A 14,457-nucleotide genomic window follows, 5' to 3' on the forward strand; every position below is an offset into this window, starting at 1 on the left:
GACAGTCAGAGCGTCCTGCGCTCGCCTTGCAGTTCCAATGACCGCTCGGCTATGCCCTTTGTCTTCGACATCGGGCAGGGACGGCTACACCGCACTTGTTGACGGGCCCGAAAGATCGTTCTTCCGGTTCGGGCGGGCACATACAGCCATTTTGCCGCTTTGTCACGCCCTAATGCATGTCGCCCGGAAGTGTGCGCGGTTCCGGCACCACGACATGCACCAAGACAAGGGCTTTGAGGCATATTTTTGCGCCCATGGCCCACACTTACTGCGGCCGTGCCGGGTTGCGCGCGGCTCGCAAGCTTCCTAAGCGGGGAAAATGACTTTCTTCGATGCCGCCTTGCTCTTTCTCTCAGGTTTTGTCTCCGGCGCGGTCAATGCCGTCGCCGGCGGCGGCACCTTCGTCACCTTCGGTGCCATGACGCTGGTCGGCCTGCCGCCGATTGTCGCCAATGCCACCTCCTCGGTGACGCAGTTTCCCGGCTATATCACCTCGACGCTAGCCTATCTCGACGACATCAGGCATTTCTGGCGCCAGGCGCTGTTGCTCTGCGTCATCTCCGCCTTGGGCGCACTGGCCGGCTCGCTCATCCTGCTTGCGCTCTCCAATCCATCTTTCCGCGCGCTGGTGCCCTGGCTGCTGATCGCCGCCACCGCGCTGTTCGCCGCCGGGCCGTGGCTGAAACCGGCGCCCAAGCCTGGGGCCGAAGCCAAGGTCGGCTCATTCGCCGGATCGCTCGCCCAGTTCGCGACCTCCGTCTATGGCGGCTTTTTCGGCGCCGGCATGGGCGTGATGATGCTGGCGACGCTCGGCCTGACGCAGGCCGGCGACTACCACCGGCTCAACGCGCTGAAGAACATGCTGGCCGTGGTGATCGCAGCCATCGCCATCCTGGTCTTCGTTTCGGGCGGCGTCGTCGCCTGGCCGCAGGCGATCGTCATGATCCCGGGCGGCGCGCTGGGCGGCTATGCCGGCGTCTGGATCGCCAAGCGCGTGCCGCAAGGCATCGTGCGCGGCTTCGTCGTCGCCGTTGGCCTGTTCCTGGCCTTTTATTATTTCACCAAGGGCTGAGCGCGCAGCAGATCCGGCCGCCGCTCTCGCGTCAGCTTCTCGGCCTCCGCGCGCCGCCATTCTGCAATCTTCTTGTGGTTGCCGGAAATCAGCACGTCCGGAATCGGCCTGCCTTCGAACTCCTGCGGACGCGTGTAGTGCGGATGCTCGAGCAGGCCGTTCTCGAAACTTTCTTCCTCGCCCGACACGGCATTGCCCATGACGCCCGGCAACAGCCGCACGACGGCATCGAGCAGCACAAGTGCTGCCGGCTCGCCGCCCGACAGGATGAAATCGCCGATCGAGACCTCTTCCAGTTCTCGCGCCTCGATCAGCCGCTGGTCGACGCCTTCGAAGCGGCCGCACAGGATGACCGCGCCCGGCCCGGCGGCGAGCTCGCGCACACGCGCCTGCGTCAGCGGTTTGCCGCGCGGGCTCATCAGCAGCCTTGGGCGCTCGTCGCCCGGCGGCGAGGCGTGGTCGATGGCTTTGGCCAGCACGTCGGCGCGCATCACCATGCCGGCGCCGCCGCCGGCCGGCGTGTCGTCGACGGTGCGGTGCTTGTCGGTGGCGAAATCGCGGATCTGGATCGCTTCGAGCGACCAAGTTCCGACTTCCAGCGCGCGGCCGGCCAGCGACAGGCCGAGTGCGCCCGGAAACATCTCCGGATAGAGCGTCAGCACCGAGGCGGCAAAGCTCACCGATTGCCCCCGGCATCCTTCGGTCCGCGCGGCCGACCCTTCGGGTCGAATCCGACATCCCTGGGCGCTTCGTCGCCTTCTTCGTCTTCGACCAGCCCCGCCGCCTGAGAGTTGACCTCGACGAAACCGTCGGCGATCGAGACATGCGGCACCGCGGCCTGCGTGAACGGAATCAGCACGCCCTTGCGACCGGCAAGCGTGACGTCGAGTATGTCGCCGCCACCAAAATTATGCACGGCGACGACCCTGCCGATGACGCCCGTATCGTCCCTGACCTCGAGGCCGATGAGATCGGCGTGATAGAACTCGTCCTCCTCGCCGTCGTCGGGCAGCACCGAGCGGTCGACGAAAAGCTCGGTGCCGGCCAGCGCCTCGGCGGCGTTGCGGTCACCGACGCCCTTGAAGCGCACAACCACCACAGTCCCGGCCGGCCTGATATCGGTGATCTGGAAGGCGCGGCCGTCCCTGGCATAAAGCGGGCCGTAATCGGCCAGCGCCAGCGGGTCTCCGGTGAAGGTTTTCACCCGCAATTCGCCCTTGATGCCGTGCGCGGCACCGATCACGGCCATCTGTACGGGGTTTTCGAGCTTCGGCATCGGCGGCGCTTCCTTTGCCCTGCTCTAATCCCCTCAAGCCGTCATTTCAATGACGCCTCTTCACCGCTTCCTAACCCGCACGTCCGAAACTGCCAAAAACGGAAAAAGCCCATGCAGGAATTCCTCATCCCGGCAAAACCCGACCTCCAGGCAGCGCGCGAGACCTGGCTGAAAGCGCTGGCGCATGAGCGCCGCCTGTCGCCGGAGACGGTCGAGGCCTATGAGCGCGACACCCGCCAGTTCCTGCATTTCTTGACCGGCCATTGCGGCGGCGCGCCGGGTATCTCCGACATCGCGGACCTGCGGCCGGCCGATCTGCGCGGCTTCCTCGCTGCGCGTCGCAATGAAGGCGCCGGCGCCCGCACGCTGGGGCGCGGCCTTGCCGGCATCCGCTCGCTGCTGCGCTTTCTCGAAAAACGCGGCCTGGTCAACGCGGCAGGCGCCGCAGCCCTGCGCGCGCCGCGCCAGCCGAAATCGCTGCCCAAGCCGCTGACGGCAAGCGACGCCAGGCAGGTCGTGGCGATGGAGGGCCAACTGGCGGAAGAGCCGTGGATCGCCGCACGCAACGCCGCCGTGCTGACGCTGCTCTACGGCTCCGGCCTGCGTATCTCCGAGGCGCTGGGCCTGACCGGCGCCGACCTCGCAACGGAAGCCGACAGTGTGCTGCGCGTCACCGGCAAGGGCGGCAAGACGCGGCTGGTGCCGGTGCTGCCGGTGGCCCGCAAGGCGGTTGCCGAATACCGCCGGCTCTGCCCTTTCCATATTGGTCCCGACGGCCCGCTGTTCCGTGGCGCCCGTGGCGGCCCGCTCAACCCGGCCATCGTCCAGCGCGAGATGGCGAAGCTGCGCTCGGCGCTCAACCTGCCCGACACCGCGACGCCGCATGCCCTGCGGCATTCCTTCGCCACTCATCTGCTCGGCCGCGGCGGCGACCTGCGCACCATCCAGGAACTGCTCGGCCACGCCAGCCTGTCGACCACCCAGATCTACACCGGCGTCGACACCGCGAGGCTGCTCGACATCTACGAGAAGGCGCATCCAAGGGCGTGAACGGGCGCCGCGGGACGTCGTCATTCTAGGGCGGAGCAAGGAGCGCAGCGACGCGCGTAGACCCTAGAATCCATCCCGTGACCTCGACGCTTCGCAGCGGAGCAGAATTCTGCGCCCGTCGCAACGCTTCAAAGTCACGGAATGGATCCTCGGGTCTGCGCGCGTCGCTTCGCTCCTTGCTCCGCCCCTGGATGACGAGACGATGGCGCCTCCGCCAACGATTAAGGCATTCCATCCGACAGCTTACCCGACCAGAAACAATTTCATCCTCGCGATTAACCGTTTTGCCGCTTTTCGGCGCTAAGATGCTTCTTCATGAAACGCGTCATCGCCATCGCCGACCGCGCGGCCCTGGTCTCGTTGAAGCTGCTTGCAGCGCTCAACCTGCTGTTCTTCTTGTCTTTCCTGGCCGTCCTGCTGCTTGCCGGCCGGGCGCTTGCCGCAGCGCCCAATTGCGCCGGCGCCGATCTGTTGACGGCGCTGGAGAAGAACGATCCCGCCGCCTTCAAGAAGGTCGAGACCGAGGCCGCGGCCGTACCCAACGGCAAGGGCCTGCTGTGGAAGCTGGAGAAGCCCGGCGAAAAACCGTCCTATCTGTTCGGCACCATGCACATGACCGATACGCGCGTCACGACGCTGCCGGCCGCGGCGCAGAAAGCCTATGACGGCGCCGGCACAATCGTCATTGAAACCACCGACGCAATGGACAGGGCGAAGATGATGGCCGCGATGGCCAGCGAACCCGGCCTGATGATGTTCACCGACAACACCACCTTGTCGTCGCTCTTGTCGCCGGACGATGCGGCGGCGCTGGACAAGGGGCTCGACGCGCGCGGCATCCCGCCGGCGACGGTCGCCAAGATGAAGCCGTGGATCCTGTCGGCGATGATGGCGTTGCCGGCCTGCGAGGTGGCGCGCCAGAGCGCCGGCGAACCCGTGCTGGACGTCAAGCTTGCCTCGGACGCCAAGGCTTCGGGAAAGGACGTCGAAGGGCTCGAAACCGCCGTCGATCAATTGCGCGCCATGGCTTCGCTGCCGATCGAATTCCACATGAAGAGCTTGGTCGAGACGATGAAGCTCGGCGACAAGGTGAACGACGTCAACGAGACGATGATCGTGCTCTACCAGCGTGGCGAGGTCGGCATGTTCTGGCCGCTGTTCCGCGCCGTGCTGCCGGAGACGGCGGACGACAAGGCCGGCTATGCCGTCTTCGAGCAGACCATGATCACCAGCCGCAACAAGGTGATGGCGGCGCATGCCGGGCCGATTCTGGCCAAGGGCAACGTCTTCATGGCCGTCGGCGCCATGCATCTGCCCGGTCCGGAAGGACTGGTCGAGGATTTTCGCAAGGCAGGGTATAGTGTTACCGCCGTCAACTGAGTCGTCTGGCGGCTGGCGGACCTGAAAACGCCGGTTTTTCAGCGCTTTCCGTCCGTTCGCGTGAAACCCGATGCGGGCTCAGCGCGTTGATGGCTGTTATTTTGATGACTTTCATCCAAGGAGGACACGTTTCATGGCGAACCCTAACGATCCCTACACCCCTTCGAGCACGCCTCCCCCAACGCGTGGCGGTGGTGGCGGCAGCGGGTGGCTGATCGCCCTTGTTGTCATTATCCTGGCCATTGTTGCGTATTATGTCTTTGGCAGAAGCGGCGGCGAGCATGCCCCCGCCCCGTCTGAGCCGCCGGCGGCCAGCACGCCTGCCCCGGCGCCTGCAACGCCCGCTCCGGCGCCTGAGCCAACTCCGGCGCCCACCCCGGCTCCCACGCCAGCTCCGGCGCCTACGCCCGCGCCGACCCCTGCGCCGGCTCCGGCACCTGCGCCGGCTCAGTAACCGGGCTGCAGCTTGACGACAAACGGCCCGCCGATGGGCGGGCCGTTTTGGTTGGGGAGAACTACGGCGGCCTTCGCCATACCCGGGCTTGACCGGGCATCCATGCCGCGACCGTTGCCGTAGAGCGCAACAGCGCAAAATTCTGCAAGCGTTGCAACGCCTTAGCGTCACGGCGTGGATCCTAGGGTCTACGCGCGTCGCTTCGCTTCTTCTTCGCCCTAGAGCGGTTCAGTGTTTCACGGAATCGCCGAACCACTCTAAGTCTTTGTTTTTACACAATTCCGGACGGAAAATCGCTACGCACTTTTCCTGGAATTGCTCTAGACTAGGATGCCGAAGCGATGGGTTCTGCGCTGGCGCGCGGCTAAATATGAATCGGCTTGAAGAATGTCGCCAGCGCCGCTTCCTTGACCGCCTCCGACATCGTCGGATGCGCGTGGCAGGTCCGCGCCAGGTCTTCGGACGAACCGCCGAATTCCATCAGCACCGCCGCCTCGTGGATCATCTCGCCGGCGCCGAAGCCGACGATATGGACGCCGAGCACGCGGTCGCTCGCCTTGTCGGTCAGGATCTTCACGAAGCCGTCGGTGTGCAGCATGGCGCGCGCGCGGCCATTGGCGCTGAACGGGAATTTCCCGGCCTTGTAGTCGATGCCGGCCTTCTTCAGCTCTTCCTCGGTCTTGCCGACCGAAGCGATTTCCGGGCTGGTGTAGACGACGCTCGGGATGACGTCGTAGTTCACATGGCCGGCTTGGCCGGCGATCGTCTCGGCCACCGCCACGCCTTCGTCCTCGGCCTTGTGCGCCAGCATCGGCCCGGCAATGACGTCGCCGATGGCATAGATGCCGGGAACATTGGTCCTGAGATGCCCGTCGGTCTTGACGCGGCCGCGCTCGTCGACCTCGACGCCCGCTTCCTTCAGCCCCAGGCTGTCGGCATAGGGCCGCCGCCCGGTGGAAACCAGCACCACATCAGCCTCGATGGTTTCCGCCGCGCCGCCCTTGACCGGTTCGAAGGTGACGCTGGCGCCCTTCTTGGCCTTTGCGACGCCGGTGACCTTGGCGCCGAGCTTGAACTCGAACCCCTGCTTGGAGAGCAGCCGCTGGAACTGCTTCGACACCTCGCCGTCCATGCCGCCGAGGATGTTGTCGAGGAACTCGACCACCGTGACCTTGGCGCCAAGCCGGGCCCACACCGAGCCGAGCTCCAGCCCGATGACGCCGCCACCGACCACCACCAAGCTGGCCGGGACCTTGGCCAGCGACAGCGCGCCGGTGGAGGAGACGATCACCTTCTCGTCGAAATCGACCTTGACGCCCGGGATGCCGGCGACATCGGAACCGGTGGCGATGACGATGTTCTTGGTCTCGATCTCCTCGACCCTGCCGTCCTCGCCGGTCACCGAAACCTTGCCTGCGGAAATCACCTTGCCGGTGCCGCGAAAGGAATCGATCTTGTTCTTCTTGAACAGGAAGGCAACACCGTTGACGTTGGACGCAACCGTCGCGTCCTTATGCGCCATCATCTTCTTCAGATTGAGCTTCGGCGCCGGCAGCTCGATGCCGAGCGTATCGAAAGCATGGCCGGCTTCCGCGAACATCTCGGAGGCGTAGAGCAGCGCCTTCGACGGGATGCAGCCGATGTTGAGGCAGGTGCCGCCGAAGGTGGCGTTCTTCTCGACCACCGCCGTCTTCAGCCCGAGCTGCGCCGCCTTGATGGCGCAGACATAGCCGCCCGGTCCCGATCCGATGATTACGACGTCATAAGCCATGATGGTTCCTTCTGGTCTGGCCCTTAGCGGCCGCCGCTCACATTCAGGATCGCGCCCGTTATATAGGAGGCTGCATCCGACATTAGATAGAGAACCGCGCTGGCGACTTCGTCGGCCGTTCCCGCGCGTTTCATCGGCAGCGCGTCTTGCATCCGCGCCACACGGTCGGGCTGGCCGCCCGAGGCGTGGATTTCGGTCTCGGTGATGCCGGGGCTGACCGCGTTGACGCGAATGCCCTCCAGCACGACTTCGCGCGCGAGCCCGATGGTCATGGTGTCGATCGCGCCCTTGGAGGCAGCATAGTCGACATATTCGCCGGGCGATCCCAGCCTGGCCGCCGCCGAGGACAAGTTGACGATAGCGCCGCCCCTGCCGCCATGCCGCGTCGACATGCGCTTCACCGCCTCGCGGGCGCAGAGAAAGGAGCCGACGACATTGATGCGCATCATGCGCTCCAGTCGCGCCATGCTCATCTCGTCGACCCGCGCTTTGACATCGACGATCCCGGCATTGTTGACGAAGGCGTCGAGCTGGCCAAAGGCCCGGTCGACGGCTTCGAACATCGCCAGGACATCGGCCTCGTTGCCGACATCGCCTCTGACCGCGAAAACATCGCCGCCACCGGCTTTCAGCTCGGCGACCAGCGTGTCCGCCGCCGCCTGGTTGGAGACATAGTTGATTGCCACCCGGTAGCCGGCCTGGCTCGCCTGTCGGCAGATGGCGGCGCCGATGCCGCGGCTGCCGCCAGTGACCAGCAGCGTCTTTCTGTGCGCACTCATTCCTGGCAGCCTTTCAGCACGAAAATGTCCCATGGCACCTTGGAGAAGCCGGCCGGGCCATAGGCGGCCGACATCTCCAGCGACGCTCCGAGATCGGGAAAGATCAGGCTTTTCGGTGCGTCGGCGCCTTCGGCCGGCAGCAGGCCGATCGTGCCCTTGTCGTCTGCGCTGTAGACGACGCCTTCCCAGACCGTGCAGGCGGCAAGCTCCTCGCCGGTGACGTCGCCCGTCGGGCATTTGTACATCAGCGAGCCGTGCGGCCGCGCGGCGCTGCCTTCAGTCCACATCGCGATGCCGTCGAGCACGACATTGTTGTCGAGGATCATGCGGAAGGCGTTGGTGATCGTCGCCGAGCTGCCGGCCGGCGTGAAGTCGATCTCGGCGCCACTCCGGGCCTCGCCATAGACGGCAAGCTGGATAGGGCAGGCGGCATGGGCGCTGGAATTCGCAGCCGTAAGCGCCAGCGATCCGGCCATCAATCCGATCATGGGCGAGGCGGCATTCGTCATCACTTGGCCTGGTCGCTCTCGCGGCCGTCGGCGTTTTCGAGCACGCCGAAGTCGGTCATCAGGACCACCGGCTCGCCCGCCGCGTCCAGTCCCCAGAAGGACGGATAGAACCCATCGCCCCAGCCGCTCCAGAACATCGCGATGTTGACCGGATTGCCGGCGGCCGGATGGTGCATGACGAACCGGTCCTGGTTGGGCGCGAACTCGGCCGCCAGCACATCGTCATAATAGTTCTGATCGGGCTTCAGCTTGTCCTGCGCGGCCGTCATCAAGGCCATCGCCGCCTTGTCCATGAACGAGCCGAGGCCGGCGTCGACGGGATAGCCGAAAATCTCGTCGCCGTTCAGCGTCGAGACGTCCTGACCGGGCAGAGTGGCGAGCTCCCAGCGCACAGGCACGCCGGGTCGGAAGCGAAGGAACGCCGCGGCCACGCGACCCTGCGCCTCGAACAGCGCGACCGGATAGTGCCCGGGCTTCACCCTGCGCGCCAGCGCCGGCCAGTCGTCGGTCGTGATCAGAGGATCGCAGGCGATGATCTCGCCGGTCGGGAGTTCGAGCTCGCCGATCTGCGTGACGGTGATCTTGCGCTCCGCCAATTGCGCGTCGCTGAGCGCAAAGATGCCGAAATTGCTGCTGGCCGTCGCCGGATCCCAGTCGGCGGCCATTGCGGGCGACGGGATGGCGGCGGAGAGGCCAAGCAGGAAGATGCCGCGCCGCAAGCCGCGTGCCGTCCGGCCTAGCCCGAACCCGAACCGTTCCAGCCAGCCGCTCATTGCGGATCGGCTCCGATCACAGATCGAGCACCAGCCGCTCGGGATCCTCCAGGCTTTCCTTGACCCGCACCAGGAAGGTCACCGCTTCCTTGCCGTCGACGATGCGGTGATCGTAGCTGAGCGCCAGATACATCATCGGCCGGATGACGATCTGGCCGCCGACGACCATCGGCCGCTCCTGGATCTTGTGCATGCCGAGAATGCCCGACTGCGGCGCGTTCAGGATCGGCGTCGACATCAGCGACCCGTAAACACCACCGTTGGAAATCGTAAACGTCCCGCCTTGCATATCCGCCACCGACAGCTTGCCGTCGCGCGCTGCGAGGCCCAGGCGGCCGATCTCCTTCTCGATCTCGGCGATCGACATCTGGTCGGCGTCGCGCACCACCGGCACGACGAGGCCCTTATCTGTGCCGACGGCGACGCCGACATGGGCAAAATTCTTGTAGATGATGTCGGTGCCGTCGATCTCGGCATTGACCGCCGGGATCTCCTTCAGCGCATGCGTCACAGCCTTGGTGAAGAAGCCCATGAAGCCGAGCTTCACGCCATGCTTCTTCTCGAACACGTCCTTGTATTTGGCCCTCAGCGCCATCACCGCGCTCATATCCACCTCGTTGAAGGTGGTGAGCATGGCGGCGGTCGACTGCGCCTCCTTCAGGCGGCGCGCGATGGTCTGGCGCAGCTTGGTCATGCGCACGCGCTCCTCGCGCGGCGCATCCTCGGCGGTGGACGGCACGCGGGCCGCGGCGGGCGCCGGAGCGGCCTTCGGCGTCTCGGCCGGCTGGGAAGGGGCGCCCTTGGCGATGGCGTCGAGCACATCGCCCTTCAGCACCTGGCCGCGCTTGCCGGAACCGGACAGCTGGTCGACCGAGAGATTGTGTTCCGCGATCAGTTTGGCCGCGGCCGGCGCCGGCGGCATGGTGCGCGGCTCGACCGGACCAGCGTCGCCGGCCATCTTGGCGGTTTCGGCCGCCGCCTGCTTGGTGGTGGACGCGGCGTCCGGGCTGGAAGCCTGCGCCACCGCCTGCGGCTTGGTGGCGGGCGCTGCAGCCGCGCCGCCGGCCGAAATCGAGCCGAGCAGCGCCCCGACATTGACCGTCTCGCCTTCCTTGACCGCGATCTCGGCCAGCGTTCCGGCGCCCGCGGCGGGCACTTCCACCGTCACCTTGTCGGTTTCGAGCTCGACCAGGGGCTCGTCGGCGGCGATCGCGTCGCCGACCTTCTTGAACCACTTGCCGACAGTCGCCTCGGTGACGGATTCGCCGAGAGTGGGGACGCGGATTTCGGTAGCCATTGTGCCTGTCCGTTGTCTTCTTGAGGTCTGTTTCGTCCGGTCTGCTTACGCGCCCGGCCCTATTCGCCGAGCGCGTCGTCGAGCAGCGCCGCAAGCTGGCTGAGATGCTTCGACATCAACCCTGTCGCCGGCGAGGCCGAGGCCGGCCGTCCGGTGTAGCGCACCCGCTGATGCTTGGCGTCGATATGCGCCAGCACCCATTCGAGATAGGGATCGATGAACGACCAGGCGCCCATGTTCTTGGGCTCCTCCTGGCACCACACCATCTCGGCATTGCGGAAACGCGACAGCTCGGTGATCAGCGCCTTGGCCGGGAACGGATAGAGCTGTTCGACGCGCAGCAGGTAGATGTCGTTGATGCCGCGCTTCTCCCGCTCCTCATAGAGGTCGTAATAGACCTTGCCCGAGCACAGCACGACGCGGCGTATCTTGGAGTCCTTCACCAGCTTGATCGGCTGGTCGGCCAAGAGCTGCGCATCGTCCCAAAGCAGTCGGTGGAACGAGCTTTCGCCCGCCATCTCCGACAGCGTCGACACCGCGCGCTTGTGGCGCAGCAGCGATTTAGGCGTCATCAGGATCAGCGGCTTGCGGAAGTCGCGCTTCAGCTGCCGGCGCAGGATATGGAAATAGTTGGCCGGCGTGGTGACGTTGGCGACCTGCATGTTGTCTTCGGCGCAGAGCTGCAGGAAGCGCTCCAGCCGCGCCGACGAGTGCTCCGGCCCCTGGCCCTCATAGCCATGCGGCAGCAGGCATACGAGACCCGACATGCGGAGCCACTTACGCTCGCCCGACGAGATGAACTGGTCGAACACGACCTGAGCGCCGTTGGCGAAGTCGCCGAACTGCGCCTCCCAGAGCGTCAGCGCCTTGGGCTCGGCCAGGCTGTAGCCGTATTCGAAGCCGAGCACCGCCTCTTCCGAAAGCATCGAGTTGATGACCTCGTAGCCGGCCTGCGCCGCCGAGAGATTGTTGAGCGGAATGTAGCGGGTCTCGTCGCGCTGGTCGTAAAGCACCGAATGGCGCTGCGAGAAGGTGCCGCGTTCCGAATCCTGGCCGGAAAGCCGGATCGGATTGCCGTCGAGCAGGATGGCGCCGAAAGCCAGCGCCTCGGCGGTCGACCAATCGATGCCTTCGCCCGACTCGATCGCCTGGCGGCGGTTTTCGAGGAAGCGCAGGATGGTCTTGTGCGCCTCAAAATCCTTCGGCACCTCGGTCAGCTTCTTGCCGATCTCCTTCAGCGTGCGCACCGGCACGGCGGTCTTGCCGCGCCGCTGTTCGTCCTGGTTGTCGGCGGTGCGCAGGCCCGACCACGCGCCGTCCAGCCAGTCGGCCTTGTTGGGCTTGTAGTGCTGGCCGACTTCCCATTCGGCTTCCAGATGCGCGCGCCAGTCGGCCCGCATCTTGTCGACCTCGGCCTGGGTGACGTGGCCTTCGGCGATCAGCCGGTCGGCATAGATCTGCACCACCGTCTTATGGCTGCGGATGTTGCGGTACATGATCGGCTGGGTGAAGGACGGTTCGTCGCCCTCATTGTGGCCGAAGCGGCGGTAGCAGAACATGTCCACCACCACCGGCTTGTGGAACTTCATGCGGAATTCGGTCGCAACCTTCGCGGCATGCACCACCGCTTCCGGATCGTCGCCGTTGACGTGGAAGATCGGCGCCTCGATCATCTTGGCCACATCCGACGGATAGGGCGAGGAGCGCGAGAAGCGCGGATTGGTGGTGAAACCGATCTGGTTGTTGATGATGAAATGCAACGTGCCGGCGACGCGATGCCCGCGCAGGCCCGACAGGCCGAGGATCTCGGCGATCACGCCCTGGCCGGCGAAGGCTGCGTCGCCGTGCAGCAGCAGCGGCATGACCTTGGCGCGCTCAGACAGCGGCACGATCTCGCCGCGCTCACGGCCGGACAACTGATCCTGCTTGGCGCGCGCCTTGCCCATCACGACAGGGTCGACGATTTCCAGATGCGAGGGGTTGGCCGTCAGCGACAGGTGCACCTTGTTGCCGTCGAACTCGCGGTCCGACGAGGCGCCGAGATGATACTTGACGTCGCCCGAGCCTTCGACTTCGTCGGGAGCCGCCGAGCCGCCCTTGAATTCGTGGAAGATGGCGCGGTGCGGCTTGGCCATTACCTGGGAGAGCACGTTGAGGCGGCCGCGATGCGCCATGCCGAGCACGATTTCCTTCAGGCCGAGCTGGCCGCCGCGCTTGACGATCTGTTCCAGCGCCGGGATCAGCGACTCGCTGCCATCGAGGCCGAAACGCTTGGTGCCCTTGTACTTGACGTCGATATATTGCTCGAAGCCCTCGGCCTCGACCAGCTTCGACAGGATCGCCTTCTTGCCGGTGGCGGTGAAGGTGATCTCCTTGTCGGCGCCTTCGATGCGCGCCTGGATCCAGGCCTTCTCTTCCGGGTCGGAGATGTGCATGAACTCGACGCCGAGCGTCGAGCAATAGGTGCGGGTCAGGATATCCAGCATCTGCCGGATGGTGCCGAATTCGAGGCCCAGCACATTGTCGAGGAAGATCGGCCGATCGTAATCGGCTTCGGTGAAGCCATAATTCTCCGGCGACAGCTCGTTGTAATCCTCGAGCGGCTTGGCGATGCCGAGCGGGTCGAGATTGGCGTGCAGGTGGCCGCGCATGCGGTAGGCGCGGATCATCATGATGGCGCGCACGGAATCGCGCGTCGCCTGGTGCACGTCGGCGTCGGAAAGCACCGCGCCGTTGACGACGGCTTTTTCCTTGACCTTCTTTTCGATCGCCTTTTCGACCAGACCCCAATTGCCGTCGAGCGCCGAGATCAGCTCGCCATTGGCCTGCAGCGGCCAGGAGGGCTTCGCCCAGGACGCGCCCTTGGCGTTCTTGCGGACATCGCCCGCGTCGTCCTTCAGCGCCGCGAAGAAATCCTGCCACTCCGGATCGACGGAGGCGGGATTGTCCTCATAGGCCGCGTAGAGCGCGTCGATGTAATCGGCATTGCCGCCATAGAGGAATGAGGTGAGCGAGAATTGGTCGTTGGCCTGATCTTGTCTTGCCATTTTCGTCTGCGGAGCCTGGCTCCGTCTCCTTTTTAGGGAGTAGTGAGTAGGCAGTCGTGAGTAGAAAGATAAAAATCCCGCTCAGCTGCTGCTCGCCCGTTCGTCCCTTTTTCACTACTGACTACTGCCTACTCACTACTGCCTTAACCCTTGATCGCCTCGACCAGCGTCGTGCCGAGCCGCGCCGGCGACGGTGACACCTTGATGCCGGCCGATTCCATCGCCGCGATCTTGTCTTCCGCGCCGCCCTTGCCGCCGGAGATCACCGCGCCCGCATGGCCCATGGTGCGGCCGGCCGGCGCCGTGCGCCCGGCGATGAAGCCCGCCATCGGTTTCTTGCGGCCGCGCTTGGCTTCGTCCTTGAGGAACTGCGCGGCGTCTTCCTCGGCCGAGCCGCCGATCTCGCCGATCATGATGATCGACTTGGTCTCGTCGTCGGCGAGGAACATCTCCAGCACGTCGATGAATTCGGTGCCCTTGACCGGGTCGCCGCCGATGCCCACCGCCGTGGTCTGGCCGAGGCCGACATTGGTGGTCTGGAAGACTGCCTCATAGGTAAGCGTTCCCGAGCGCGAAACAACGCCGACCGAGCCCTTGCGGAAGATGTTGCCGGGCATGATGCCGATCTTGCATTCGTCGGGCGTCAGCACGCCCGGGCAGTTCGGGCCGATCAGCCGCGAGGTGGAGCGGTCGAGCCGCGCCTTGACCTTGACCATGTCCATCACCGGGATGCCTTCGGTGATGCAGACGATCAGCGGGATCTCGGCCTCGATCGCCTCGATGATGGCTTCACCGGCTCCCGCAGGCGGCACGTAGATGACGGACGCGTTGGCGCCGGTCCTTGCCTTGCCCTCGGCGACGGTGGCAAAGATCGGCAGGCTTTCGCCTTTCGAACCGGTCCAGATTTCGCCGCCCTTCTTCGGGTGGATGCCGCCCACCATCTTGGTGCCGTGATAGGCCAGCGCCTGCTCGGTGTGGAACGTGCCGGTCTTGCCGGTCAGACCCTGAACCAGCACCTTGGTGTTCTTGTCGACGAGAATGGACATGGG

At 65.2% G+C, this 14,457-nt stretch carries 12 protein-coding genes; 3 read left to right on the forward strand and 9 right to left on the reverse strand.

All coding sequences use genetic code 11. The features are described 5' to 3' along the window. The first annotated feature begins 319 nt into the window (after window positions 1-319). Window positions 320-1,072, forward strand: a complete 753-nt coding sequence (locus tag LB515_RS21010; protein ID WP_224708834.1) for a sulfite exporter TauE/SafE family protein — start codon at window positions 320-322, stop codon at window positions 1,070-1,072. On the opposite strand, the gene trmD is transcribed toward LB515_RS21010, so the two are convergent. Together trmD and rimM are read right to left on the reverse strand one after the other, a co-directional pair. After that, a complete protein-coding gene (gene trmD, locus LB515_RS21015; protein ID WP_224708835.1) occupies window positions 1,054-1,752 on the reverse strand; it encodes a tRNA (guanosine(37)-N1)-methyltransferase TrmD in 699 nt (232 codons plus the stop codon). The two genes, LB515_RS21010 and trmD, sit on opposite strands and share 19 nt — an antisense overlap. Further along, the gene (gene rimM / locus LB515_RS21020; RefSeq protein ID WP_224708836.1) at window positions 1,749-2,348 is read right to left on the reverse strand and encodes a ribosome maturation factor RimM; all 600 of its coding nucleotides are present in this window, start codon (window positions 2,346-2,348) and stop codon (window positions 1,749-1,751) included. Before rimM ends, trmD begins: the two co-directional genes overlap by 4 nt. Window positions 2,349-2,459: 111 nt before the next feature. Between rimM and LB515_RS21025 the strand changes: the two genes are divergently transcribed. Together LB515_RS21025 and LB515_RS21030 are read left to right on the forward strand one after the other, a co-directional pair. Then, entirely contained in the window at window positions 2,460-3,398 is a 939-nt protein-coding gene (locus tag LB515_RS21025; RefSeq protein ID WP_224708837.1) for a tyrosine recombinase XerC, read from the forward strand. A 315-nt stretch (window positions 3,399-3,713) separates the two neighbouring features. Further along, the gene (locus LB515_RS21030; RefSeq protein ID WP_224708838.1) at window positions 3,714-4,778 is read left to right on the forward strand and encodes a TraB/GumN family protein; all 1,065 of its coding nucleotides are present in this window, start codon (window positions 3,714-3,716) and stop codon (window positions 4,776-4,778) included. An 818-nt stretch (window positions 4,779-5,596) separates the two neighbouring features. Here LB515_RS21030 and lpdA read toward each other — a convergent pair. The 7 genes from lpdA to sucD form a co-directional block, all read right to left on the reverse strand. Continuing rightward, window positions 5,597-7,003, reverse strand: a complete 1,407-nt coding sequence (gene lpdA / locus LB515_RS21035; RefSeq protein ID WP_224708839.1) for a dihydrolipoyl dehydrogenase — start codon at window positions 7,001-7,003, stop codon at window positions 5,597-5,599. Window positions 7,004-7,026: 23 nt separating this feature from the next. Beyond that, window positions 7,027-7,782, reverse strand: a complete 756-nt coding sequence (locus LB515_RS21040; RefSeq protein WP_224638149.1) for an SDR family oxidoreductase — start codon at window positions 7,780-7,782, stop codon at window positions 7,027-7,029. Continuing rightward, window positions 7,779-8,291, reverse strand: a complete 513-nt coding sequence (locus LB515_RS21045) for a hypothetical protein (RefSeq protein WP_224708840.1) — start codon at window positions 8,289-8,291, stop codon at window positions 7,779-7,781. Before LB515_RS21045 ends, LB515_RS21040 begins: the two co-directional genes overlap by 4 nt. Beyond that, the gene (locus LB515_RS21050; RefSeq protein WP_411969162.1) at window positions 8,291-9,064 is read right to left on the reverse strand and encodes a DUF4241 domain-containing protein; all 774 of its coding nucleotides are present in this window, start codon (window positions 9,062-9,064) and stop codon (window positions 8,291-8,293) included. The genes LB515_RS21045 and LB515_RS21050 overlap by 1 nt, the downstream gene beginning before the upstream one ends. 16 nt (window positions 9,065-9,080) lie before the next feature. After that, window positions 9,081-10,361, reverse strand: coding sequence for a 2-oxoglutarate dehydrogenase complex dihydrolipoyllysine-residue succinyltransferase (gene odhB, locus LB515_RS21055; protein ID WP_224708841.1), 1,281 nt, complete (start codon window positions 10,359-10,361; stop codon window positions 9,081-9,083). Between the two features lie 59 nt (window positions 10,362-10,420). Further along, on the reverse strand, window positions 10,421-13,408 hold the full coding sequence (locus tag LB515_RS21060; protein WP_224708842.1) for a 2-oxoglutarate dehydrogenase E1 component: 2,988 nt from the start codon (window positions 13,406-13,408) through the stop codon (window positions 10,421-10,423). 143 nt (window positions 13,409-13,551) lie between these two features. After that, window positions 13,552-14,454, reverse strand: coding sequence for a succinate--CoA ligase subunit alpha (gene sucD / locus LB515_RS21065; protein ID WP_224708843.1), 903 nt, complete (start codon window positions 14,452-14,454; stop codon window positions 13,552-13,554). Window positions 14,455-14,457: the final 3 nt, after the last annotated feature.

It is taken from the genome of Mesorhizobium sp. CA15, assembly GCF_020165215.1.
Lineage (GTDB): Bacteria > Pseudomonadota > Alphaproteobacteria > Rhizobiales > Rhizobiaceae > Mesorhizobium.

Excerpts from the sequence above, each read along its gene's own strand:
- LB515_RS21010 (WP_224708834.1), top strand. The coding sequence starts at position 320 with ATGACTTTCTTCGATGCCGCCTTGCTCTTTCTCTCAGGTTTTGTCTCC.
- rimM (WP_224708836.1), bottom strand. The coding sequence starts at position 2,348 with ATGCCGAAGCTCGAAAACCCCGTACAGATGGCCGTGATCGGTGCCGCG.
- LB515_RS21025 (WP_224708837.1), top strand. The coding sequence starts at position 2,460 with ATGCAGGAATTCCTCATCCCGGCAAAACCCGACCTCCAGGCAGCGCGC.
- LB515_RS21030 (WP_224708838.1), top strand. The coding sequence starts at position 3,714 with ATGAAACGCGTCATCGCCATCGCCGACCGCGCGGCCCTGGTCTCGTTG.
- lpdA (WP_224708839.1), bottom strand. The coding sequence starts at position 7,003 with ATGGCTTATGACGTCGTAATCATCGGATCGGGACCGGGCGGCTATGTC.
- LB515_RS21040 (WP_224638149.1), bottom strand. The coding sequence starts at position 7,782 with ATGAGTGCGCACAGAAAGACGCTGCTGGTCACTGGCGGCAGCCGCGGC.
- LB515_RS21045 (WP_224708840.1), bottom strand. The coding sequence starts at position 8,291 with ATGACGAATGCCGCCTCGCCCATGATCGGATTGATGGCCGGATCGCTG.
- LB515_RS21050 (WP_411969162.1), bottom strand. The coding sequence starts at position 9,064 with ATGAGCGGCTGGCTGGAACGGTTCGGGTTCGGGCTAGGCCGGACGGCA.
- odhB (WP_224708841.1), bottom strand. The coding sequence starts at position 10,361 with ATGGCTACCGAAATCCGCGTCCCCACTCTCGGCGAATCCGTCACCGAG.
- LB515_RS21060 (WP_224708842.1), bottom strand. The coding sequence starts at position 13,408 with ATGGCAAGACAAGATCAGGCCAACGACCAATTCTCGCTCACCTCATTC.
- sucD (WP_224708843.1), bottom strand. The coding sequence starts at position 14,454 with ATGTCCATTCTCGTCGACAAGAACACCAAGGTGCTGGTTCAGGGTCTG.